A 21,589-nucleotide genomic window follows, 5' to 3' on the forward strand; every position below is an offset into this window, starting at 1 on the left:
GCAGCCCCACCGCCGTTCGACGAACGCGCCTTCTATGCCCCGGCCTTGAACCCCCGCAGGCGCAGGGAGTTGCCGACCACGAAGACCGAGGAGAACGCCATCGCGGCCCCCGCGATCATCGGGTTGAGGAGTCCGGCGGCGGCGAGCGGCAGAGCGCCCACGTTGTAGGCGAAGGCCCAGAACAGGTTCGTACGGATCGTGCCGAGCGTCCGGCGCGACAGCCGGATGGCGTCCGCCGCGGCCCGCAGGTCTCCGCGTACGAGGGTCAGGTCACCGGCCTCGATCGCGGCGTCCGTGCCCGTGCCCATCGCCAGACCCAGATCGGCCTGGGCGAGGGCGGCGGCGTCGTTGACCCCGTCGCCGACCATGGCGACCGAACGGCCCTCCGCCTGGAGGCGCTTGACCACGTCGACCTTGTCCTCGGGCATGACCTCCGCGTACACCTCGTCGATCCCGACCTCGGCCGCGACCGCCTCCGCCACGGCCCTGTTGTCGCCGGTGAGCAGGATCGGGGTCAGCCCCAGGTCCCGCAGCCGGCGGATCGCCTCCGCGCTGGTGTCCTTCACCGCGTCGGCGACTTCGAGGACCGCCCGTGCCTCGCCGTCCCAGGCGACGGCGATGGCCGTACGGCCCGCGGCCTCCGCCTCGGCCTTCCTGCGGGCCAGTTCCGCCGGCAGGTGGATCTCCCACTCGGCGAGCAACTGCTCACGGCCGACGAGGACGGCGTGGCCCTCGACGATTCCCTGGACGCCGAGGCCCGCGATGTTGGCGAAGTCCTCGGGGGTGGGGAGGGTGCCGACCTGCGCGGCGGCGCCTGCGGCGACGGCCTGGGCGATGGGGTGTTCGGAGGAGTGCTCCAGGGCTCCGGCGATGCGCAGGACGTCCGTTTCGGTGGTGCCGTCGGTGGTGTGGACGCCCAGCAGGGTCATGCGGCCGGTGGTGACGGTGCCGGTCTTGTCGAGGACGATCGTGTCGACGCGGCGGGTGGTTTCGAGGACTTCGGGGCCCTTGATGAGGATGCCGAGCTGGGCTCCGCGTCCGGTGCCGACCATGAGCGCGGTGGGTGTGGCGAGGCCGAGGGCGCAGGGGCAGGCGATGATCAGGACGGCGACCGCGGCGGTGAACGCGGCGGTGAGGCCCGCGCCGTTGCCGAGCCAGAAGCCGAGCGTGCCCAGGGCGAGGGCGATCACGACGGGGACGAAGACCGCGGAGATCCGGTCGGCGAGGCGCTGGGCCGCCGCCTTGCCGTTCTGGGCGTCCTCGACGAGCTTGGCCATCCGGGCGAGCTGGGTGTCGGCGCCGACCCGGGTGGCCTCGACGACGAGCCGGCCGCCCGCGTTGAGGGTGGCCCCGGTGACGGAGTCCCCGGTACCGACCTCGACGGGGACGGACTCGCCGGTGAGCATCGAGGCGTCGACCGCCGACGAGCCCTCGACGACGGTGCCGTCGGTGGCGATCTTCTCGCCGGGGCGGACCAGGAAGCGGTCCCCGACCCGGAGGTCGGCGGTCGCGACGGTGACCTCGCCGCCGTCGCGCAGGACGGTGACCTCCTTCGCGCCGAGCTCCAGGAGCGCCTTGAGCGCGGCCCCCGCCTTCCGCTTGGAGCGGGCCTCGAAGTAGCGCCCGGCCAGGATGAACGCGGTGACCCCGGCGGCGGCTTCGAGGTAGATGTTCCCTGCCCCGTCGCTGCGGCCGATGGTCAGCTCGAAGGGGTGCGTCATGCCGACCATGCCGGCGGTGCCGAAGAAGAGCGCCCACACCGACCAGAGGAACGCGGCCGAGGTGCCGACCGAGATCAGCGTGTCCATCGTCGCGGCGCCGTGCTTGGCGTTGGTCCAGGCGGCGCGGTGGAAGGGCCAGGCGGCGTAGGTGACGACGGGGGCGGTGAGGGTCAGCGAGAGCCACTGCCAGTAGTCGAACTGGAGCGCGGGGATCATCGCCATCGCGATGACGGGCACGGCGAGCGCGACGGCGGTCAGCAGCCGCTGCCGCAGCGGACGGAGCTCGTCGGCCTCCGTCTCCTGCGGGGCGCCCTCCCCGGCGCGTACCGGGGGAGCGGGTTCCTGCGCGGTGTACCCGGTGGCCTCGACGGTGGCGATCAGGTCCTGCACGGAGACGTCCGCGCCCCGGTAGCTGACCTTGGCCTTCTCGGTGGCGTAGTTGACGGTGGCCTCGACCCCGTCCATCCGGTTCAGCTTCTTCTCGATCCGGGCCGCGCACGAGGCGCAGGTCATGCCGCCGATGGCGAGCTCGACCTCGGCAGCGGTGCCGGTTGCGGCGTCGGGTGTGGCGGTCTGCGCGGACACGGGGTTCCTCCCTGGCGTCTGGTACCTGTCTCAGATACCGATTGGATACCCCCTGGGGGTATCCGCTCCTCTTATGTATACCCCCCACCCCTATGAAACGCAAGGGATGATCCACGGGGCGGCCGTGTGGCTCGCACATCACCTCCCCCGCGCGTTTACATGGGGAGCCGCACCTTCCGTCGTGCGACCCGTAGGCTGGCCATTGGACTAGACCTATAGCTGTTATCTGGAGGAATGGGGACCCATGAGCAACCGTGCAGTCCTGGAGGTGATCGCCCTCGACGCGCAGGACGCGGTCGCTGCCCAGGCGGGTGGTGCGGACCGCCTCGAACTGGTCACCGACATGGCCGCGGACGGCCTGACGCCGTCCCGTGAGACCTTCGCGGAGATCCGGGCCGCCGTGGACATTCCGCTGCGCGTCATGCTCAGGGTCGCGGACGGGTTCGCGGCCGGGGACATCGACGTACTGGTGGAGAAGGCGCACGAGATGCGGGCCGAGGGCGCCGAGGAGTTCGTCCTCGGCTTCCTCGACGAGGAGGGGCACCCCGACCTGGTCGCCGTCGAACGGATCGTCGCCGAGCTGGACGGCTGCCGGTGGACCTTCCACCGGGCGATCGACCGCTCCGTCGACCGCGACGGCCTGCGCAAGGCCCTCGCCGACCTGCCCGGCCTGGACACCTACCTCACGGCGGGCGCGGCGGGCGGCGTCGACGAGGGCATCCCGACCCTCCTGGCGGAGGCGGCCCGCTCGGGCTCGCCGGGCTACGAGCCCCAGATCCTGGTGGGCGGCGGCCTCCGCCTGGATCACCTCCCCCGGCTCCTCGCCGGCGGCATCGAGGCCGTCCACATCGGTGGAGCGGCCCGCCCCGGCGGCTGGTCGGCGCCGGTGGACGCGGCGGCGGTACGGGAGTGGCGGGCGGCCCTGGACGGCTGAGCGCAGGACGTGAAGAGCCCCTGGCGGGCGGGTTCCCGGTGAGGGAATCCGCCCGCCAGGGGCTTTGTCACGCATGTGCCGGACCGCGCGCCCGTCCGTCCGTCCGCCTGGCAGGGCGTCAGGGCGTCAGGGTCGGGTCAGGGTGTCAGAGGCACTCGGAACCGTCGGAAGCGCTGAAGATGTAGCCGCCCTTCCAGTTGATCAGGTTCGAGGTGCCGGCCTCGTTCTTCATCAGCGCGGACAGGCCGACGCAACGGCCCCCGGCGGCGGCGGTGCTGCTGTAGACCGGGCCCGCGTACTCGGAGAAGGAGCCCTTGTCGATGTCGGCGCCGCCCGTGTTGTCGCCCGCCCAGATCCGCAGGTCCATGTAATTGGCGCTGCCCGGCGTGTTGTTGTCCAGGATGGCGCAGGCGCTCGTGGCACCGGCGTTGCTGTAGAAGAACAGCGTGCCGTGACGCGTCGTCGAGTTGGGCAGCGGCTTGGCGTCGTCGAGCTCGTACGTGGAACCGCAGATGTTGGCCGCGGCCACCACCGCCGCGCTCTGGCTCTTGGCGATGGCGCGCGTTTCGGCGTCGGCCCTCGGGGACAGCTTGACGGCGGACACCTGCGCCGCGGCCTTCCCCTCGCCCGCGAAGGCGTGCGGTGCCGCCACGAGCGAGGTGGCACAGACGGTGACGGCAGCGGCGAACACGCCTGCCTTGCGAAGAGTGCTCATGTGGTTTCGCCTTCCCCTGTTGTGCATCGAACCTTGCGGATCAGGGCAGCCCCCCGCCGCGAACCAGATAGATGATTAAGGGCAGTTGGGCATCCGACAAGGCCCCGATGGGGCGGATTGTCGGCATATGGCGGCATCGACGATCAAGGATTTTACTGCACTGTGATCCTGCTCGTGCATCCGCGCGTGCGCGCACAACTCCTGCTGCAGAAGCGGAAGTTGGCCGGATTTCGCTCCGGCGCAACCTACGCCTACGCCTGCCCCAGTGCTGCCGGCAACGGCGCCGCGTGCAGCACCACGAGCCCCGAGACCGCACGGGTCAGCGCCACGTACAGGCGGCGCAGGCCGGTGCGTTCGTCGGGTTCCCCGTCGACCACCGCCGCCGGGTCGTCCAGTACCACGTAGTCGTACTCCAGGCCCTTCGCCAGCGAGGCCGGGACCAGAGTCAGGCGCGATTCCGCCGTCGTCTCCTCGCCGGGGGAGAGGTGCACATGACCCGCCGCCTCCAGCGCCGCGGCGAGAGCCGGGATGCGGGCGTCGGCGGCGATCAGGCCGATCGAGCCCTCGTGGGCCAGCGACTCCTCACAGGCCGCGAGGACCGCCGCGTCCAGATCGGCCGGGTCCGCCACCTCCCGTACGGCCATCGAACCCGGCGACTCACGCACCGACTCCACCGGGGCCAGACCCGGTGAGATCGCGGGCAGCAGCCGTGAGGCGTACGCGATCACCTCGCGGGGCACACGGAAGCCCGCCGTCAGCTCCTCGACCAGCGCGTCCGGCTTGCCCAGGTGGAAGAGCGCCTGCTCCCAGCTCTCCGTGGACCACGGCGTCGTGCCCTGCGCGAGGTCGCCGAGCACCGTCGCCGAACCGGTCGAGCAGCGGCGGCCCACCGCGCGGTACTGCATCGGCGACAGGTCCTGCGCCTCGTCGATGACGACATGACCCAGCGAGTGCGTGCGGGCCACCAGGTCGCCCGCCTCGTCGATCAGCACCGCGTCCGCGAGCGACCACTTGGCGGACTTCACGCTGCGCGGCGGCTTGGACCAGAGAATCGTCTTCTGCTCGTCCGCGCCGAGCACGCCGTCCGCGTGCGCGGCCAGGAAGTCCGGGTCGGAGAGGAGCCGCAGCACGAGCTTGGCCGGGTCGACCGCGGGCCAGGCCGCCTTCACGGCCGCCTTCACCGCGGGGTTGCGGGCCACCGCGTTCTGCACCCGGTCGTCGGGTGCCTCGCCCGCCTCCTCCATCCGGGTCAGGACGCAGTGCGCGATGCGCTGGGGGAGCGCCTCGTGGGCGGCGCCGTAGCGGATGTCGCGGGCCAGCAACTCCTTGACGATCTCTTCGAGTTCGTACGCGGGCACCCGCCAGCGGCGCGAACCGCGCACCACCATCACCGGCTCCGTCGGCAGCGTCACGTGCGAACGGATCGCCCGCCGCAGGATCTCCGCCATCCGGGCGTCGCCCTTGACCACGGCGGCGGCTGCCTCGTCCGTGCCCCGGACCTCGACCTGCGCCGTCACCAGGTCGTCGACGGTCGCCTGCTTCACCTCCAGCTCACCCAGCGCGGGCAGCACCTGCTCGATGTAGTGGAGGAAGGAACGGTTCGGTCCGATCACCAGGGTCCCGGTGCGGGCCAGCCGCTCGCGGTGCGCGTACAGCAGGTAGGCGACACGGTGCAGGCCCACGGCGGTCTTGCCGGTGCCGGGTCCTCCCTGCACGCACACCGTCCCGCCGAGCCCGCTTCGTACGATCTCGTCCTGCTCGGGCTGGATCGTGGCCACGATGTCGCGCATCGGACCCACGCGGGGCCGCTCGATCTCCGCCTGGAGGAGCTTGCTGGTCTGCGCCGCCTCGGCCGGGTCGCTGAGGTGCTCGTCCTCGTACGCGGTCAGCTCACCGCCCGTGTAACCGAAGCGGCGCCGCTGGCCGACGTCCTGCGGGTCCTTCTTGGACGCCCGGTAGAACGGCTGGGACACCGGCGCGCGCCAGTCGATGACCATCGGGTCGCCGGCGGCGTCGTGGACGTGGCGCCGTCCGATGTAGAACTGCTCGCCCTCGGCGCCCTCCGCCTGCTCCGCGCCGACCTTGTGCAGATAGTCCAGGCGTCCGAAGAACAGCGGGGTGTGGGAGAGGTCGGCGAGCGCCTTGATGCGGTCGTCGATCTGGGCCTGGAGGACGACGGAGTTCACCCAGTTCGCGGTGACGTCGCGGATGTCGAGGGACTGGACGTCCTCGCGCATGGCGCGCAGCGCGGCGCGGGACTCGGCGAGGTGGGCGCGTTCGCGCGCCAGGGGGTCCTGGGGGGCCAGAGGCTCGGTGGGGTGGTCGCTTGCTGCTTCGTGCGCGGGCACGGTGTTGCCTCCGACTTTTCAACGCAGGACGGCGGACCGCGCTCTCCTCCACGAAGGGAGGCGGCGCGATCCGCTCGGATCCGCTCAGGGATGTATGCGAAGGTGTCGGCCGGTTTCCGTCCGGCCGGCGGCGCTCCCCCGGCTGCCGGCGGAGGCCGGTACCACGGTGCGGGAGGCGGGCAGACCGGCGATTGTAGCCAGCGCGGCCCGCCGGGGCGAACGGTTTGCACCGGCTCCACCCCGTAGGGGACGCCGTGCGACCCGAGGGGGACCCCCGCCCCCGCGGGGTTCAGCCCGCAGGCCGACGCCTCGCCGGGCCGGGCGGAGCACCATGGAATACATGAGCACCGTTTATCTGAACCCCCGCAGAACAGGCCCCGCGCACGGCGCGACCGCGGTCACCGGCCGCCACCCCGGTCACCGCGTCGGCGACGCGTTCCGTGCCGTCACCGTCTTCGTCCGTACCGGGTTCCGGGTGGCCGTCCTCGGCGAGTACGCGGAAGAGGCCGGCGTCCGCCGCCCGCGCTGAGCACGCTGGGCCGGAGCCCCGCGCGGCGGGCCGGCCGCCCGGCTGTCCGCTCAGCTCTCCGCGAGCAGTTCGTCCGCGTCCATGATCCGGTACGCGTACCCCTGCTCGGCCAGGAACCGCTGGCGGTGCGCCGCGAAGTCCTGGTCGATCGTGTCGCGCGCCACCACCGAGTAGAACCGGGCCTCGTGCCCGTCGGCCTTCGGCCGCAGCACGCGCCCGAGCCGCTGGGCCTCCTCCTGACGCGAGCCGAACGTTCCCGACACCTGGATGGCGACGGTCGCTTCCGGCAGGTCGATCGAGAAGTTGGCGACCTTCGACACGACCAGGACGTTGATCTCGCCCTGACGGAACGCCTCGAAGAGGATCTCGCGCTGGGCGTTGCTCGTCTCGCCCTTGATCACCGGGGCGTTCAGGTGCTCACCCAGCTCGTCGAGCTGGTCGATGTACTGGCCGATCACCAGGGTCTGCTCGCCCTTGTGCTTGGCGACCAGTGCCTCCGTGACCTTCCGCTTCGTCGCCGTCGTGGCGCAGAACCGGTACTTCTCCTCGGCCTCGGCCGTCGCGTACGCCAGCCGCTCCGAGTCCGTCAGATTGACCCGTACCTCGACACAGTCGGCGGGTGCGATGTACCCCTGCGCCTCGATCTCCTTCCACGGCGCGTCGAACCGCTTGGGTCCGATGAGCGAGAAGACGTCCGACTCGCGGCCGTCCTCCCGGACGAGGGTCGCCGTGAGGCCGAGCCGGCGCCGCGCCTGGAGGTCGGCGGTGAACTTGAAGACGGGCGCGGGCAGCAGATGCACCTCGTCGTAGATCACCAGACCCCAGTCACGGGAGTCGAACAGCTCCAGGTGCGGGTAGATGCCCTTACGGCGGGTCGTCAACACCTGGTACGTGGCGATGGTGACCGGCCGGATCTCCTTGCGCGTACCGCTGTACTCGCCGATCTCGTCCTCGGTCAGCGAGGTGCGCTTGATCAGCTCGTGCTTCCACTGCCTGGCCGAGACCGTATTGGTGACCAGGATCAGCGTGGTCGCCTTGGCCTCCGCCATCGCACCGGCCCCGACCAGGGTCTTTCCCGCACCACAGGGCAGGACGACGACACCGGAGCCGCCGTGCCAGAAGCCTTCGACGGCCTGCTTCTGGTACGGGCGCAGGGACCAGCCGTCCTCGGCCAGCTCGATGGGGTGGGCCTCCCCGTCGACGTACCCCGCGAGGTCCTCGGCGGGCCAGCCGAGCCTGAGCAGCGTCTGCTTGATCTGCCCGCGCTCGGAGGGATGCACCGCGACGGTGTCCGGGTCGATGCGCTCGCCGACCAGCGGCGCGACCTTCTTCGACCGGAGGATCTCCTCCAGGACGGGACGGTCGGTGGTGGTCAGGACCAGGCCGTGCACCGGGTGCTTGGAGAGGGTGAGGCGGCCGTACCGCGCCATCGTCTCGGCGATGTCGACCAGGAGCGCGTGCGGCACGGGGTAGCGGGAGTACTCCACCAGGGCGTCGACGACCTGCTCGGCGTCGTGCCCGGCGGCGCGGGCGTTCCACAGGCCGAGGGGGGTCACCCGGTAGGTGTGGATGTGCTCGGGCGCACGCTCCAGCTCCGCGAAGGGGGCGATCACACGGCGGCAGGCGTCAGCCAGCTCGTGGTCGACTTCGAGGAGCAGCGTCTTGTCGCTCTGGACGATGAGGGGTCCGGTCACGCGCTTCGGCCCTTTCTGCTCTGCTGCTGGGAACGGCCAAACGTCCAGTGTGCCGCATGCGGAGCGATTGAGGCCGGGTGTGTGACGGAGGCGTCCGTACCCCGGCCGCCGCGAGCCGTCGCGCCCGGCCGCTCAGGCCCGGGAGACCTCCGGCTCCAGGGAGATCGCGACGAGCCGGTCGCTCATCCCCGCGGGGGGCTCGCCGGCCACCAGGGCGCGGTGGTCGCGGATCGCCGGGTCGGTGAGGGTGAGGGTCAGTACGGGGCAGTCGGAGGAGTCGTTGGAGAGCTCCGGCGTGCACCGGGCGACGTCGTTCAGGGTGTAGCCGGGGCACACGGCACCGGCCGGCAGATCCACGTCCAGGAGCAGTTCCTTGCCGGGAGCGACACGGAAGCTGCCGGACTTCGGGGGCCGGACCGGTGCCCCCTCGAAGCTCGCGTCCACCACCACGGCGGAGAGGCCCCGGGCCGAGGCGCGGCGGCCCTCGCCGTGCGGGCCGAAGACATCGAGGGTGACGTTGCCGGCGCGGAGGGGCGCGGCCAGCAGCAGCGGCAGCTGATCGGTGCGGACGGCCAGGTGGACGGTGAAGCGGGCCTTGCCCGGCTGGTCGGGCCCGGGGTCCACGAAGCCCCAGCCGCCGAACGCCAGCTGCGGGTCACGGCTCTTCTCGCCCTTGCCGTGCGCCACCGGCCGCGGCCAGTCGTCGACCCCGCATGCCGAGAGCAGCGCCGTCGGATCGCCCCTGCCCGGGAGCGGGGTGTCCTTGAGCGGTTCGGAAGGGAGGCCGAGGCGCGGCTGTGCGGGCTGCTCGGACGCCGCCGGCCGGTACACCTGCCAGGCCGTCAGGACGAGGAGCGCGAGTACGGGCACGGCGAGGAGGAACACGGAACGCAGGGAGGGACGGAACATGTCTCTTTCTGCGCACGGGAAGCCGAGAACGTCACTTCCGCCAGGTCACGCGCCCGTGTCGTCGGCCAGCTCCGCCACACCCGTGATGCGGTGCAGCGGGTACGTGCGGACCTCGTCGGCCGTGTGGTCGAAGGCCGTGACGAAGCCGCCCTCGACGCGGACCGGGGCGATCACGCGCTGGCTGGCCGCGCCGTCCGCGTTGACGTAGCCGATCCAGACGGCGGAGCCCGTCATCGCGGCGGCCTGGACCGTCGCCAGGGTCTCGGCGGAGGTCGTACGGGGGAGGGAACCGGCCACCGGCACCTCGGTGCCGTCCTTGCGGACGACCGTGGCCGCCGTGTCCCCGGCGCGGATCGCCCGGACCGCGGCGCCCAGCAGGGTGTCGTCGGGGACGGGCGGGCCTTCGGGGACGGGGGCGGGGGCCGAGCGGGGCGGGGTGCGGCGGGCGCCCGCGCGGGTGATCAGGACGTCGCCCTCGGCGGATTCGGCGGCCGGCGCGTATCCGATCTCGCGCAGCCCCTCCAGGAGGGACGCCGGGTCGGTCTGGGCGGCCAGGACGGTCGGCGCGAGCCGGCGCAGCCGCAGGTTCGCCGAACGCTTGTCGGCGAGGATCTCGTTGAGGACGGCCTCGTCGTCGCAGCGCACGTACGCGGAGGCGGCGCCGATCCGCAGGTGACCGTGGCGGCGGGCCACGTCGTCGATGAGGTAACTGAGCGGCTGCGGAACCGGCGTACGGCTGTGCGCGGCCAGGAAGGCGTGCAGATCGGTGGCCGCCTGCCCGGCGTCCAGGGCGCGGCGTACGGAACCGGGGGTGAAGCGGTAGACGGTCGCCCCGCCCTTGGACTCGATGTCCGCGAGCACCGAGAGCATCTCGGCCAGGGGGCGGTTCAGCGGGCCGGGGGCGACGGCCGTCAGGTCGGCCTGGAGCAGCACGTGGTCCAGCGGTTCGGGGACGAGCGGGGCGAGGCGGGCGGCTGCCTCGTCCGGGCCGTCCTCCAGCAGCGCGCGGGCCTGCGAGGAGAGGGCGCCCCGGCCGGTGATGCCGAGGAGTTCCGACTCGTTGAGCGTCCACAGCGCGATCCGGGAGCGCAGGTCGGCGGTGTCTCCGGGGGCGGTGGCCGCGGCGGGGGAGGCGGGAGCGCCGTAGGTCGTCCCGGCCGCCCTGGACGGGGTGCCGGCCGAGGTGCCGGCCGCTGTCCCGCCCTTCGTTCCGGTGCGCAACGGGCGTTCCCAGCGCAGCCGGGCGAGGAGGCTCGCCGGGTCGGGCGCGGTGCCCGGGGGCAGTGCGCCGAGCAGGGCCAGCACCCGGCGGCGTACCTCGGGCGCGGTGGAGCGGTCCAGTTCGGGGCCGAGTGCGGAGAGCGCCCGGCCCTTGGCGTCCTGGCCGCCGACCAGGCCCGCGGTGCGGGTGGCGGCGAGCCAGGCGGTGGCGAGGTGCACCCAGCGGTCCTGGGCGGGGAGTTCGAGCCAGTCGTCGTACGCGGGCGTCGCCGCGTACCGCTCGTCCGTCTCGCCGTCGGAGGCCAGCAGTCCGGCCGCGTAGGCGAGTTCGACCCAGAAGGCGGCGACCGGTTCGGACACGTCCATCGCGCTCGCGGCCCGCTTGAGCTCGCGCACGCTCAGGCCGCCCGCCCGGAGGATGGCGGGGCCGCCGCCGTTCCAGAACTTCAGCAGCTCCTCGATCGTGGACATCGCCATGAACGCCTGGCCGGCGGCGGCTCTGTCCACAGCCTGGGGATCGCGCTCGGCGGTGGCCTCGACGGGCGGCGCCACCGGTTCGGGGACGCGGTGGGCGCGACCGGCCCGCAGATGGAGGGCCGCCTCGCGCGGCAGCACGACGGTCCGCGTCGACACGGGCAGGAGCAGTCCGCGGTCGCGGAGCCACTTCACGGGAGGCGTGGGGTTCGGTGTGACTTCCCCGTACGGCGGGCCCCACACCAGCCGGTCCAGTACGGACAGGGCCTCGACCGGCGCGGTGTCCAGCAGCGCGCCCATCCGGGTCCGGTCGGTGAACAGGCCGGAGAGCGCGGTCACGGCGGAGACCGGGTCGTGCGTGGCGGGCAGCCCGGCGTCGGTCAGGATCTCCTGGAGCCGGCCGGGGGACATGCCCGCCGTGGCCTCGGCGACGGTCGGACCGAGCCCGGTGGGGGAGGGGTGCTGGGGAGAGGGGGCGAGCAGCTCGCGAGCGGTGCGCACCAGGTGCAGCCGCTCGTCCTCGCCCCAGACGAGGGCCTGTTCGCGCAGGTCCTTCAGGGCGACGGGCAGCGCGGCGGCGATCGCGGCGCCCATGTCGTCGCGCTGGTCGCCGTCGTCCTGGCCGTCACCGGTCAGGAGGGAGAGCAGCGTGTCGTACGGAGCCGGGTCCGGCGCGACGGCCAGCGCCTCCGCTGTCTGCAGCGCGAAGCGGTCCAGGTGTTCCAGCGCGCGGACGACGGAGGCCCGGGTGCCCGCACGGGTGGCGAGTTGGGTGATGTCGTTCGGCACGGGGTTGAGCAGGTCGGGGCGGGCACGCAGAAGCCGTGCCAGCGATTCGTCGCCCCTGGCGCGCAGGGCTTCGGCGAGCGTGCGCGGTGGTGTGGTCGTCCCCATCCGTCCCACGGTAGCCCGTCGGAGACCCGGGACCGGAGTGCCGGGCTCGCCGCGATGCGGTGAGGGAGGGTGCCGGGGGCATCGACGGGGGCCCGCGGACCCCCGATCCGTCACCCGCGTTGGGCGATGCCGAGACAGCCGGGGCGCTCCACGCCGTACCTGCGGGATGCGGTCCCCCTGCGGGGAAGCCCTGGGGTTCCTCCACAAGAATCCGCCGAAACGCTACGGTCGGGGCAGGGCGGGTAGAGGGGAACGACCGCGTGGGGATCGAGAGCGACCAGCTCGTCTACGACTATCTGAGCCGGGTCGGGGACCTGGCCCAGCAGCAACAGCTGTCCTCGGGCGCCCGGATGAGACTCGTCTCGACGCTGCGGGGCGAGATCGAGCGGCAGCGCGGGACGGCCGGCGCGGACTCGCCCGCGGTGGTGCGGCGCATCATCGGCAGGCTCGGTACGCCGGACGAACTGGTGGCCGAGGCAGCCGAGTCGGCCGACGGAACGGTGACGCTGCCGTCGCCGCGCACGGCGGCGGAGACGGACGCGAAGCGCCCCCGCGCCGTGCCCCGGCCACGGCGCGGAATGCTCCGCAAAGACACTTCCGGCAAGGGCGCGTCGGCGGAGGCCCCGGCCGAGGAGAGCACCGGCCCGGTGCCGGGCTGGCCGTCCGCGCAGGCACCCCACATGGCGGGCCTTGACCAGGCACCGTCCGGGGCCGGCGCGGACGCGGAGTGGTGGCGCATCGAACCGGGGCCGTTCAGCGAGGGGGTGAGCGTGCCCGGCTTCGTCGGCGGTGTGGAGATCCCCGAGATGCTGAAGCCGCCGCCTCCGGTGCGCCCCGACGAGGCCGAAGAGGAGGAAGCGGGGGACGAGGAAGAGGGCGGCGAGGCCGAGGAGGCGGAGCCCCGCCCCCGCAGGAGACTGCGCCCGCGCCTCCGCAAGAAGGCCGCGCCGGAACCCGAGGAGGCAGCGGCGCCCGCCCGCGCCGGCTTCTCGCACCCTCTCCTGCTCCTGGCCGCCGCCCTGCTGGTCGCCGGCGCGGTCATGGGCTCCTGGCTGGCCCTCGCGGGCGGCTGGCTGCTCGCGTACAGCTCGCGCAAGCTCTCCCGGGCCGAGGCGAAATGGGCGGCCATGGGCCTGCCCGGAGTCGTCGTGGCCGGAGCCCTCGTCTGGCTCTGGGGCCGCCTGGACGGCAGGTGGGGCGCCCCGATCCCGGACGACGGAATGGGCGAGGCCCTGGCCTCCACCTGGCCGGTGGTGGTCCGCACGGCGGCGGTGGCTTCGGCGCTCTATCTGGTGTGGCGGGCCCGGCGGCGTACGGACTGAAGGGGCCGTGCGGCGTCACGTGGCAGCACATGGCACACCGCGTGGCACCGCCCGGCGCCAGCTGGTGTCATCCGGTGCCGCGTGGTGCCATCTCGTGCCCCCGTAGGCGCCGTGACACGCGTGGCGCCACGATTGCGCACCTAGGTGCCAGCATGTTTTCGCAGGTCAGAGCGTTGGTCTCGGTGGTGAACCCGGAGATGTCCCTTCATGGCTTGCGCGTGGCGCCATAGTGGTGCCATGATGGCGCTATGGACCTCACCCCGTATGTCGACTCCCTCCGCCGCGAACTCGCGGTGGCTGCCGAAGCCGGCGGCAACGAAGCCCGCGAACTGGCCGAGAGGCTCACCGCTCCCCTGGAGTCGGCGACCCGCCTGACCATGCTCAACGTGCTCTCCGCCGCGATGGACGAGATCACCCGTGAACTCGCCCCCGGCTCGGTCGACGTACGGCTGCGCGGACTCGACCCCGACTTCGTGGTGACGCCGCCGCCCACCTATGGCGGCGCACCCGCGGAGCCGGCCGGGCCCGCCGAACCGTTCAGGGCCCCGGCCCCGGCCGAGGGCGACGAGGGCGGCACCGCCCGCGTCAACCTGCGTCTGCCGGCCCACCTCAAGGCCCGCGCCGAGGAGGCCGCGGCCCGCGAGGGTCTGTCCGTCAACGCGTGGCTGGTGCGCGCCGTGTCGGCCGCGGTCGACGGCGGCACCCGGCCGCGTACGACGGGGAAGGCCCAGAGCATCGGACAGAACTTCACGGGCTGGGTGCGCTGACCGCATCCCCGCCCGCACCACTTCACCCGCACCACTTCACCCACAGCACGTCCCACCAGCGGGGACGCCCTGAAGACCCAAGAGGACGGGACAGCCATGCCTTCTTTCGACACCCCCGAAGCGATCTCGGCCACGACCCATGTGGAGGCCGGTTCCCTTCAGTTCACCGCAAGCGACCGCCTCGACACCGTCGTCGAGGTGCGGCCCCGCGACCCGAAGAAGGACCTGGACGTGCGGGCGGCCGACCAGACCCAGGTCGCCTGCTCCGGCGGCGCGCTGACCATCAGGACGCCCAAGTCCGGCATGTTCGGCCGCACCGGCGTCGTCGACGTGACGGTCGAACTGCCCACCGGCTCCCGCATCGACGCGACCGGTGCCTGGACCCAGGTCCTCGGCGAGGGCCGGCTCGGCGAGGTCCGCGTCAAGACCTCGTCCGGCGACGCCCGCTTCGACACGACCGGCCCGCTGGTGCTGACCGCGTCGCACGGATCCATCACCGTGGACCGGGTCGAGGGCCTGGCCGAGATCACCACCAGCTCCGGCAGTGTGCGCGTCGACTTCGTCGACGGCCCCGCCGTCCTGAAGAACTCGCACGGCACCACGACCGTCGGTGCCGTGACCGGCGAGCTGCGGGTGAGCGGCGCCAACGGCGACATCCATGTCCAGCGCGCCGAGGACTCGGTCACCGCCACCACCGCCCACGGCACCCTGCGCGTGGGTGAAGTGGCGCGCGGCGCCGTCAAGCTGGAGACCTCCTACGGCGCCATCGAGGTCGGTATCCGCGAGGGCACGGCCGCCTGGCTCGACGTCAGCTCGGGCTCCGGCCAGGTGCGCAACGCGCTCACCGCGTCCGAGACCCCGGAGGAGACCGGGGACACGGTCAAGGTCCACGCCCGCACCAAGTACGGCAACATCGACATCCGCCGCGCCAAGATCTGAGCGCCGCCTTCCGGGCCGTCTCGCCCCCGCTTCCCTCGCTTCGGCACCAGCCCGCTCCATCACCAGCCCGCTCCATCACCAGCCCGCTCCATCTCCCGCCCGCTTCAGCTTCCGAATGGAGGGCTCCATGCCTTCTTCTGTCATGTCCACGCCCATCGGGTCGGACGGTCAGCCGTCGTCCGCCGCCGTCTCCGCCGTCGGTCTGCGCAAGTCGTACGGCGACAAGACCGTCCTCGACGGCATCGACCTGAGCATCCCGGCCGGGTCCGTCTTCGCGCTCCTCGGACCCAACGGCGCCGGCAAGACCACCGTCGTGAACATCCTCTCCACGCTCATCACCGCCGACGGCGGCACGGTCCGGATCGCGGGCAACGACATCACCACCGCACCGGACGCGGTGCGTGCCGCGATCGGCGTCACCGGCCAGTTCTCCGCGGTGGACGGGCTGATCACCGGCGAGGAGAACATGCTCCTCATGGCGGACCTGCACCACTTGTCCAAGAGCGAGGGACGGCGGGTCGCCGCCGAACTGCTGGAACGCTTCGACCTGGTGGAGGCAGCCAAGAAGCCCGCCTCCACCTACTCCGGCGGCATGAAGCGCCGCCTCGACATCGCCATGACCCTGGTCGGCAACCCGCGGATCATCTTCCTCGACGAACCGACCACCGGACTCGACCCACGCTCCCGCCACACCATGTGGGGCATCATCCGCGAGCTCGTCTCCGGCGGCGTCACCGTCTTCCTCACCACCCAGTACCTCGAAGAGGCCGACGAACTCGCCGACCGCATCGCGGTACTGAGCGACGGCAGGATCGCCGCCGAGGGAACCGCCGACGAGCTCAAGCGCCTGATCCCCGGCGGCCACGTCCGCCTCCGCTTCACCGACCCGGCCACCTACCGGTCGGCCGCTACCGCCCTGAACGAGGCATCCCGGGACGACGAGGCACTGGCCCTGCAGATCCTCAGCGACGGCAGCCAGCGCGAACTCCGCTCCATCCTCGACTGGCTCGACTCCGCCGGCATCGAGGCGGACGAACTGACCGTGCACACCCCCGACCTCAACGACGTGTTCTTCGCCCTGACCGGCGCCACCGTGCCCACCCAGCCGAACCAGTCCAAGGAGACCGTCCGATGAGCTCTCTCGCCCTCGCCGTCCGCGACTCGTCCACGATGCTGCGCCGCAACCTCCTGCACGCCCGGCGCTACCCGTCGATGACCCTGAACCTGCTGCTTACGCCGATCATGCTGCTGCTGCTCTTCGTCTACATCTTCGGCGACGCCATGAGCGCCGGGATCGGCGGCGGCGACCGCTCCGCCTACATCGCCTATCTCGTCCCGGGCATCATGCTGATGACCATCGGGTCCACCACGATCGGCACGGCGGTGTCCGTCTCCATGGACATGTCCGAGGGCATCATCGCCCGCTTCCGCACGATGGCCATCCACCGCAGTTCCGTGCTCGTCGGACACGTCATCGGCAGCGTCCTGCAGTCGATCGCCAGCGTGGCCCTCGTCGGCGCCGTCGGCGTGGCCATCGGCTTCCGCTCCACCGACGCCACCCTCCTGGAGTTGCTGGCGGCCTTCGGACTGCTCGCGCTCTTTGCTCTGGCGCTGACCTGGATCGCGGTCGGCATGGGCCTGGTCAGCCCCAACGCAGAGGCGGCCAGCAACAACGCCATGCCGCTGATCTTCCTGCCCCTGATCTCCAGCACCTTCGTGCCGGTCGACTCCATGCCCGGCTGGTTCCAGCCGATCGCCGAGTACCAGCCCTTCACCCCCGCCATCGAGACGCTGCGCGGCCTCCTCCTCGGCACCGAGATCGGCCACAACGGCTGGCTGGCCGTGGCCTGGTGCCTCGGACTCACCGTCCTCGGCTACGTCTGGGCGACCTCGAAGTTCGACCAGGACCCGAAGTAGGCACGCGAAAGCAGCCACGCGAACCGGCTGCTCGTCCCGCCCGAGGGCGGCGTACTCCGACACCGCGTCGGGCGTACGCCGCCCCGACGGCGTTTCTCCCCGCCCACGGGGCCGAAGCCCCTCGGCTCATGCCGCCGGCGGAGTCCAGGGTGCTCCCGGGACCACCAGCGGTGAGCCCGTCACGGGGTCCGGGACGATCACCGCGTCCAGGCCGAAGACCTCGCGGACGAGTTCGGCGGTGACGACCTCCGAGGGGTGGCCCTCGGCGACGATCCGGCCCTCCTTCATGGCGACCAGGTGGTCGGCGTAGCGGGCGGCCTGGTTGAGGTCGTGGAGGACCGTGACGACCGTACGGCCGCGGGTGCCGTCCGGGGCCGGGGCGGCGAGCTGACGGACCAGGTCGAGGACCTCCACCTGGTGGGAGATGTCGAGGTACGTCGTCGGCTCGTCGAGCAGCAGGAGGTCCGTGTCCTGCGCCAGGGCCATCGCGATCCAGACGCGCTGGCGCTGGCCGCCGGAGAGCTCGTCCACCGAGCGGTCGGCGAGCGCGCACACGTCCGTACGCGCCATGGCCTCCGTGACCGCCCGCTCGTCCTCGTCCGACCACTGCTGCCACCAGTGCTGGTGCGGCTGGCGGCCACGGGCGACCAGGTCCGAGACGGTGATCGCCTCCGGGGCCACCGGGGTCTGCGGGAGCAGGCCGATCGACTGCGCGATCTTCTTCGTGGGGATCTTCGAGAGTTCGGTGCCGTCGAGGAGCACCGCCCCGCCGCGCGGCTTCAGCAGCCGGCCGAGCGCCCGCAGGGTCGTCGACTTGCCGCAGGCGTTCGGGCCGACGATGACCGTGACCTGCCCGTCGGGGATCGCCAGGTCGAGCTCGTGGACGACGGTGCGGTCCTCGTAGGCGAGGGTCAGCGCGCGCACCGTGAGCCGGCTGGTCCTGGTGTCGGAGCGGGTGCCGGTGCCGGTTGTGCTCATGCGGTTCCTCCACGGCGGCCACGGTGGCCACGGACGATCAGCCAGATCAGGTACGGGGCGCCGACCGCCGCCGTCAGGACGCCCACCGGCATTTCGACGGGCGAGAAGAGCCTGCGGGCGAGGAGATCGGCGAACACGACGATCACCGCGCCGAGCAGCGCCGAGCAGAGCAGCGGAATCTGCGCGGTACGCGTCATCCGGCGGGCGATCTGCGGGGCCAGCAGCGCCACGAAGTCCACCGGGCCCGCCGTCCCCGTCGCCACGGACGCCAGGACCACACCGGTCATGACGAGCCCCAGCCGTACGCGGCCGAGCCGTACGCCGAGCGCCGTCGCGGTGTCGTCGTCCATCGAGACGGTGCGCTGCGCACGCGCCGCCCACAGCACGGCCGGGAGCAGGACCAGCAGCGTCCAGCCGATCGGCGCGGCCTCGTTCCAGCCGCGCCCGTTCAACGAGCCCGTCATCCAGATCTGCGCCTGCTGGGCGACCAGGTAGTCGCCCTTCGTCAGGAACAGGGTGGTGACCGACCGCAGCGCGATCGCGAAGCCGATCCCGATGAGGACGAAGCGGGTGGCGTGCAGCCCGCCGCGCCACGCGAAGGCGTACACGAGGGCCGCGGCGGCGACCCCGCCGATGACCGAGAGGTAGGGCAGGACGGCGTACGAGGTGATGCCGAACGTCATGGACCCGACCGTCAGCGCGCTCGCGCCCTGGCTGATGCCGATGATGTCCGGGCTGGCGAGCGGGTTGCGGGCCACGGTCTGGATCAGCGCCCCGGCGATCCCGAAGGCAAGGCCGACGAGCAGTCCCACGACCAGGCGCGGCAGCCGCAGCGTGCCCACGACGAGTTCGTCGGGCGACGGCTGCCCGAAGACCACCTTCAGCACCTCGCCGGGCGCGACGAAGTTCTCGCCGACGCACAGGTACGCGACGGAGACCGCCGCGAGGAAGAGCGCGAGGGCCACTGCGACGACGCCGGAGCGCCGGTGGAGCAGGAACCGTCCGCGGGACCCGATCCGTACGAGGCCGTAGCCGGCGGGCCGTACGGGCTTCACGGCCGAGGTCGTGGCGCTCATGCGGGCACCGCCTTCCGGCGCACCAGGGCGACCAGGAACGGCACCCCGATCAGCGCGGTCATCACGCCTGCGGGGACCTCGCTCGGCGGGAACACGATCCGGCCGATCACGTCCGAGACGAGCAGCATCACGGGGCCGATCAGCGCCGCCATCGGCAGGACCCAGCGGTGGTCGCTGCCGACGACGGCGCGGGCGATGTGCGGGACGGCGAGTCCGATGAAGGCGATGGGCCCGGCCGCCGCGACCGCGGCGCCGGTCAGCACGGTGGCCCCGACCCCGCCGACGATCCGTACCGTCGCGACCTTCTGCCCGAGCCCCTTCGCCACGTCCTCGCCGAGCGCGAGCGCGTCCAGACCCCGTGACACGGAGAGGACGAGTACCGCGCCGACGAGGAGGAACGGCCAGATCTGCTGCGCCACCTCGGCCTCGCGGCCGGCGATCGAACCGACCTGCCAGAAGCGGAACTCGTCCATCGCCGAGGCGTTGGTCGTCAGTACGGCGCTGGTCACCGACACCAGCAGGGCGTTGATCGCGGCGCCGCCCAGCGCGAGCTTGACCGGCGTCGCACCACCGCGCCCGCTCGACGCGATGGCGTACACGGCGACGGACGCCGCGGCGGCCCCGGCGAACGCGAACCACACGTACCCGGAGAGCGTGTGGATCCCGGCGTACGCGATGGCCAGCACCACGCCCACCGAGGCGCCCTGGCTGATGCCGAGGATGCCGGGGTCGGCGATCGGGTTACGGGTGATGCCCTGGAGCACCGTGCCCGCGAGGGCCAGCGCCGCGCCGACCATCAGTCCGATGACGGTGCGCGGCACCCGCATGTTCCGGATCACCTCGGCGGCGTCGGAGTGGCCGCCGTGCACGAGGGCGTCGTACACCTCGGAGGGCGGAATGGACCGTGCGCCCACGGCCAGGCTGAGCAGGATCGCCACCAGCAGCGCCACGACGGCCGCCGCCGTCGCGGTTGCGCGTCTGGAGAGGCGTGGAGCGGCGGCTGACATCTGAACCAATCGGGCGGAGTGCACGGCGTGGCGAGGCGGTAAGGCGGACCTAAGTCTAAGCGCCGCCCTACGGCCGAACGGGTGAGGGGGCGCCGCTCGGGGTCGGCACAATGGCCACCATGACCGCACCTGCCCAGACCCCGCCCAAGACCCTGCTCACGGTCGGCTTCGACCTCGACATGACGCTCATCGACTCCCGGCCCGGCATCGGGGCCGCCTTCCGGGCGCTGTCCGCCGAGACGGGCGTCCCCATCGACGCCGACCTGGTCGTCAGTCGGCTCGGACCGCCGGTCGAGGACGAAATGGCGCACTGGTTCCCGGCCTCCGGGGTGACCGCCGCCGCGGACCGCTACCGCGAGATCTATCCCCTGCACGCGATCACCCCGACCCCGGCACTGGCCGGCGCCCGGGAGGCCGTCGCCGCGGTGCGGGCGCTCGGCGGCCGGGCGATCGTCGTCACCGCCAAGCACGAGCCGAGCGCGAAGCTGCACCTCGCCCACCTCGGCATCGAGCCGGACGCGGTCATCGGCCGGCTCTGGGCGGAGGCCAAGGCGCAGGCGCTGCTCGAATACGGTGCGCAGGTCTACGTCGGCGACCACACCGGGGACGTACGGGGCGCGCGGGCGGCTTCCTGCCTGTCGGTCACCGTCACGACGGGCCCGTGCGACGCGGAGGAGCTGCGGGCGGCGGGCGCGGACGTCGTCCTGCCGGACCTCACCGGCTTCCCGGCCTGGCTGTCCTCCTGGTCGGCCTCAGGTGCCGGACGGGTCTGACCTGCTCAGCCACACCGACCGGACGACCCCCGCCCCGGCGATCAGGAAGCCCACGCCCATCAGCATGGAGACCGCGTAGGCGATGGCCGGGAAGGGGTCGGTGCCCAGGAACAGCGGGGCCACAGTGACCAGAGTGGCCACTGCGCCGACGAAGAAAACGATCGCGCCGACCTGTACGAGCCGGTCACCGGCGCCAGAAGGAGTAGTACTCACCCGGCCAGGGTAGTTCCCAGCCCGGAGGAACCATCCGGCGACGTCTTGTCACCGGCCCCTGGGCCATTAGCCTTGGGCATGGCGGGTCATGGGACCCGCTGTACTGCTATCCGGAGCCGATTCCCGGCTCTCCCGCGCACCGACGAGTACGAGGACGAGGACAGACGTGCCCACGGGTAAGGTCAAATGGTTCAATTCGGAAAAAGGCTTCGGCTTTCTTTCGCGTGACGACGGCGGCGACGTCTTCGTCCACTCGTCGGTCCTCCCCGCCGGCGTCGACGCACTCAAGCCCGGCCAACGGGTCGAGTTCGGTGTCGTCGCAGGTCAGCGCGGTGACCAGGCCCTCTCCGTCGCGATCCTCGACCCCACCCCGTCCGTCGCCGCGGCGCAGCGCCGCAAGCCGGACGAGCTGGCGTCGATCGTGCAGGACCTGACGACGCTGCTGGAGAACATCACGCCGATGCTGGAGCGGGGCCGCTACCCCGACAAGGCCGCGGGCGCCCAGATCGCCGGTCTGCTCCGCGCGGTCGCCGACCAACTCGACGTCTAGGGCCTCCCGGGCCTTTCGTTCGG

The 21,589-nt window shown here is 72.3% G+C and carries 19 protein-coding genes; 9 read left to right on the forward strand and 10 right to left on the reverse strand.

The window, feature by feature from the left end; all coding sequences use genetic code 11:
- Positions 1 to 32 precede the first annotated feature (32 nt).
- Complete coding sequence (locus tag OG230_RS20085) at positions 33 to 2,306, reverse strand: heavy metal translocating P-type ATPase (RefSeq protein ID WP_328905099.1); 2,274 nt, start codon at positions 2,304 to 2,306, stop codon at positions 33 to 35.
- A 244-nt stretch (positions 2,307 to 2,550) separates the two neighbouring features.
- Between OG230_RS20085 and OG230_RS20090 the strand changes: the two genes are divergently transcribed.
- Entirely contained in the window at positions 2,551 to 3,240 is a 690-nt protein-coding gene (locus OG230_RS20090; protein ID WP_328905100.1) for a copper homeostasis protein CutC, read from the forward strand.
- 145 nt (positions 3,241 to 3,385) lie between these two features.
- On the opposite strand, the gene OG230_RS20095 is transcribed toward OG230_RS20090, so the two are convergent.
- Positions 3,386 to 3,955, reverse strand: a complete 570-nt coding sequence (locus OG230_RS20095; RefSeq protein WP_328905101.1) for a hypothetical protein — start codon at positions 3,953 to 3,955, stop codon at positions 3,386 to 3,388.
- Positions 3,956 to 4,206: 251 nt separating this feature from the next.
- Positions 4,207 to 6,303 carry a HelD family protein gene (locus tag OG230_RS20100; RefSeq protein ID WP_328905102.1) on the reverse strand — a complete coding sequence of 699 codons (2,097 nt, stop codon included), beginning with the start codon at positions 6,301 to 6,303 and terminating at the stop codon, positions 4,207 to 4,209.
- Positions 6,304 to 6,643: 340 nt separating this feature from the next.
- Here OG230_RS20100 and OG230_RS20105 point away from each other — a divergent pair, with 340 nt between their 5' ends.
- Positions 6,644 to 6,832 (forward strand): hypothetical protein, encoded by a 189-nt coding sequence (locus tag OG230_RS20105; protein ID WP_328905103.1) that lies wholly within the window; start codon positions 6,644 to 6,646, stop codon positions 6,830 to 6,832.
- Positions 6,833 to 6,882: 50 nt separating this feature from the next.
- On the opposite strand, the gene OG230_RS20110 is transcribed toward OG230_RS20105, so the two are convergent.
- From OG230_RS20110 to OG230_RS20120, 3 genes are all read right to left on the reverse strand, one after another.
- The gene (locus OG230_RS20110; protein ID WP_328905104.1) at positions 6,883 to 8,526 is read right to left on the reverse strand and encodes a DNA repair helicase XPB; all 1,644 of its coding nucleotides are present in this window, start codon (positions 8,524 to 8,526) and stop codon (positions 6,883 to 6,885) included.
- Positions 8,527 to 8,658: 132 nt separating this feature from the next.
- Positions 8,659 to 9,435 carry a hypothetical protein gene (locus tag OG230_RS20115; RefSeq protein ID WP_328905105.1) on the reverse strand — a complete coding sequence of 259 codons (777 nt, stop codon included), beginning with the start codon at positions 9,433 to 9,435 and terminating at the stop codon, positions 8,659 to 8,661.
- Between the two features lie 45 nt (positions 9,436 to 9,480).
- Complete coding sequence (locus tag OG230_RS20120) at positions 9,481 to 12,024, reverse strand: helicase C-terminal domain-containing protein (protein ID WP_328905106.1); 2,544 nt, start codon at positions 12,022 to 12,024, stop codon at positions 9,481 to 9,483.
- Positions 12,025 to 12,284: 260 nt separating this feature from the next.
- On the opposite strand from OG230_RS20120, the gene OG230_RS20125 reads away from it, so the two are divergent.
- The 5 genes from OG230_RS20125 (at position 12,285) to OG230_RS20145 (ending at position 16,969) form a co-directional block, all read left to right on the forward strand.
- On the forward strand, positions 12,285 to 13,346 hold the full coding sequence (locus tag OG230_RS20125) for a hypothetical protein (protein ID WP_328905107.1): 1,062 nt from the start codon (positions 12,285 to 12,287) through the stop codon (positions 13,344 to 13,346).
- Between the two features lie 248 nt (positions 13,347 to 13,594).
- Positions 13,595 to 14,113, forward strand: coding sequence for a toxin-antitoxin system HicB family antitoxin (locus OG230_RS20130; RefSeq protein ID WP_328905108.1), 519 nt, complete (start codon positions 13,595 to 13,597; stop codon positions 14,111 to 14,113).
- Positions 14,114 to 14,209: 96 nt separating this feature from the next.
- Positions 14,210 to 15,052: a DUF4097 family beta strand repeat-containing protein gene (locus tag OG230_RS20135; RefSeq protein ID WP_328905109.1), complete on the forward strand. Its 843-nt coding sequence runs from the start codon at positions 14,210 to 14,212 to the stop codon at positions 15,050 to 15,052.
- A 127-nt stretch (positions 15,053 to 15,179) separates the two neighbouring features.
- On the forward strand, positions 15,180 to 16,187 hold the full coding sequence (locus tag OG230_RS20140; protein ID WP_328905110.1) for an ATP-binding cassette domain-containing protein: 1,008 nt from the start codon (positions 15,180 to 15,182) through the stop codon (positions 16,185 to 16,187).
- Positions 16,184 to 16,969, forward strand: coding sequence for an ABC transporter permease (locus OG230_RS20145; RefSeq protein WP_328905111.1), 786 nt, complete (start codon positions 16,184 to 16,186; stop codon positions 16,967 to 16,969). The genes OG230_RS20140 and OG230_RS20145 overlap by 4 nt, the downstream gene beginning before the upstream one ends.
- Before the next feature lie 126 nt (positions 16,970 to 17,095).
- Here the strand turns inward: OG230_RS20145 and OG230_RS20150 are convergent, their stop codons facing one another.
- From OG230_RS20150 to OG230_RS20160, 3 genes are read right to left on the reverse strand one after another with little or no spacing between them, the layout of a single operon-like run.
- A complete protein-coding gene (locus tag OG230_RS20150; RefSeq protein ID WP_328905112.1) occupies positions 17,096 to 17,947 on the reverse strand; it encodes an ABC transporter ATP-binding protein in 852 nt (283 codons plus the stop codon).
- On the reverse strand, positions 17,944 to 19,023 hold the full coding sequence (locus tag OG230_RS20155) for a FecCD family ABC transporter permease (RefSeq protein ID WP_328905113.1): 1,080 nt from the start codon (positions 19,021 to 19,023) through the stop codon (positions 17,944 to 17,946). The genes OG230_RS20150 and OG230_RS20155 overlap by 4 nt, the downstream gene beginning before the upstream one ends.
- Positions 19,020 to 20,030, reverse strand: coding sequence for a FecCD family ABC transporter permease (locus tag OG230_RS20160; RefSeq protein WP_328905114.1), 1,011 nt, complete (start codon positions 20,028 to 20,030; stop codon positions 19,020 to 19,022). The genes OG230_RS20155 and OG230_RS20160 overlap by 4 nt, the downstream gene beginning before the upstream one ends.
- Before the next feature lie 119 nt (positions 20,031 to 20,149).
- Between OG230_RS20160 and OG230_RS20165 the strand changes: the two genes are divergently transcribed.
- Entirely contained in the window at positions 20,150 to 20,803 is a 654-nt protein-coding gene (locus OG230_RS20165; protein WP_328905115.1) for an HAD family hydrolase, read from the forward strand.
- Here OG230_RS20165 and OG230_RS20170 read toward each other — a convergent pair.
- Positions 20,783 to 21,016 (reverse strand): hypothetical protein, encoded by a 234-nt coding sequence (locus OG230_RS20170; RefSeq protein WP_328905116.1) that lies wholly within the window; start codon positions 21,014 to 21,016, stop codon positions 20,783 to 20,785. The two genes, OG230_RS20165 and OG230_RS20170, sit on opposite strands and share 21 nt — an antisense overlap.
- A 166-nt stretch (positions 21,017 to 21,182) precedes the next feature.
- Here OG230_RS20170 and OG230_RS20175 point away from each other — a divergent pair, with 166 nt between their 5' ends.
- Positions 21,183 to 21,566 carry a cold-shock protein gene (locus tag OG230_RS20175; RefSeq protein ID WP_328905117.1) on the forward strand — a complete coding sequence of 128 codons (384 nt, stop codon included), beginning with the start codon at positions 21,183 to 21,185 and terminating at the stop codon, positions 21,564 to 21,566.
- Positions 21,567 to 21,589: the final 23 nt, after the last annotated feature.

The sequence above is a fragment of the Streptomyces sp. NBC_00234 genome, from assembly GCF_036195325.1.
GTDB lineage: Bacteria > Actinomycetota > Actinomycetes > Streptomycetales > Streptomycetaceae > Streptomyces.

What these genes read in the sequence shown, in the direction of transcription:
- OG230_RS20090 (WP_328905100.1), top strand. Translation starts at nt 2,551, where the DNA reads ATGAGCAACCGTGCAGTCCTGGAGGTGATCGCCCTCGACGCGCAGGAC.
- OG230_RS20095 (WP_328905101.1), bottom strand. Translation starts at nt 3,955, where the DNA reads ATGAGCACTCTTCGCAAGGCAGGCGTGTTCGCCGCTGCCGTCACCGTC.
- OG230_RS20105 (WP_328905103.1), top strand. Translation starts at nt 6,644, where the DNA reads ATGAGCACCGTTTATCTGAACCCCCGCAGAACAGGCCCCGCGCACGGC.
- OG230_RS20115 (WP_328905105.1), bottom strand. Translation starts at nt 9,435, where the DNA reads ATGTTCCGTCCCTCCCTGCGTTCCGTGTTCCTCCTCGCCGTGCCCGTA.
- OG230_RS20120 (WP_328905106.1), bottom strand. Translation starts at nt 12,024, where the DNA reads ATGGGGACGACCACACCACCGCGCACGCTCGCCGAAGCCCTGCGCGCC.
- OG230_RS20130 (WP_328905108.1), top strand. Translation starts at nt 13,595, where the DNA reads ATGGACCTCACCCCGTATGTCGACTCCCTCCGCCGCGAACTCGCGGTG.
- OG230_RS20135 (WP_328905109.1), top strand. Translation starts at nt 14,210, where the DNA reads ATGCCTTCTTTCGACACCCCCGAAGCGATCTCGGCCACGACCCATGTG.
- OG230_RS20140 (WP_328905110.1), top strand. Translation starts at nt 15,180, where the DNA reads ATGCCTTCTTCTGTCATGTCCACGCCCATCGGGTCGGACGGTCAGCCG.
- OG230_RS20145 (WP_328905111.1), top strand. Translation starts at nt 16,184, where the DNA reads ATGAGCTCTCTCGCCCTCGCCGTCCGCGACTCGTCCACGATGCTGCGC.
- OG230_RS20150 (WP_328905112.1), bottom strand. Translation starts at nt 17,947, where the DNA reads ATGAGCACAACCGGCACCGGCACCCGCTCCGACACCAGGACCAGCCGG.
- OG230_RS20155 (WP_328905113.1), bottom strand. Translation starts at nt 19,023, where the DNA reads ATGAGCGCCACGACCTCGGCCGTGAAGCCCGTACGGCCCGCCGGCTAC.
- OG230_RS20160 (WP_328905114.1), bottom strand. Translation starts at nt 20,030, where the DNA reads ATGTCAGCCGCCGCTCCACGCCTCTCCAGACGCGCAACCGCGACGGCG.
- OG230_RS20165 (WP_328905115.1), top strand. Translation starts at nt 20,150, where the DNA reads ATGACCGCACCTGCCCAGACCCCGCCCAAGACCCTGCTCACGGTCGGC.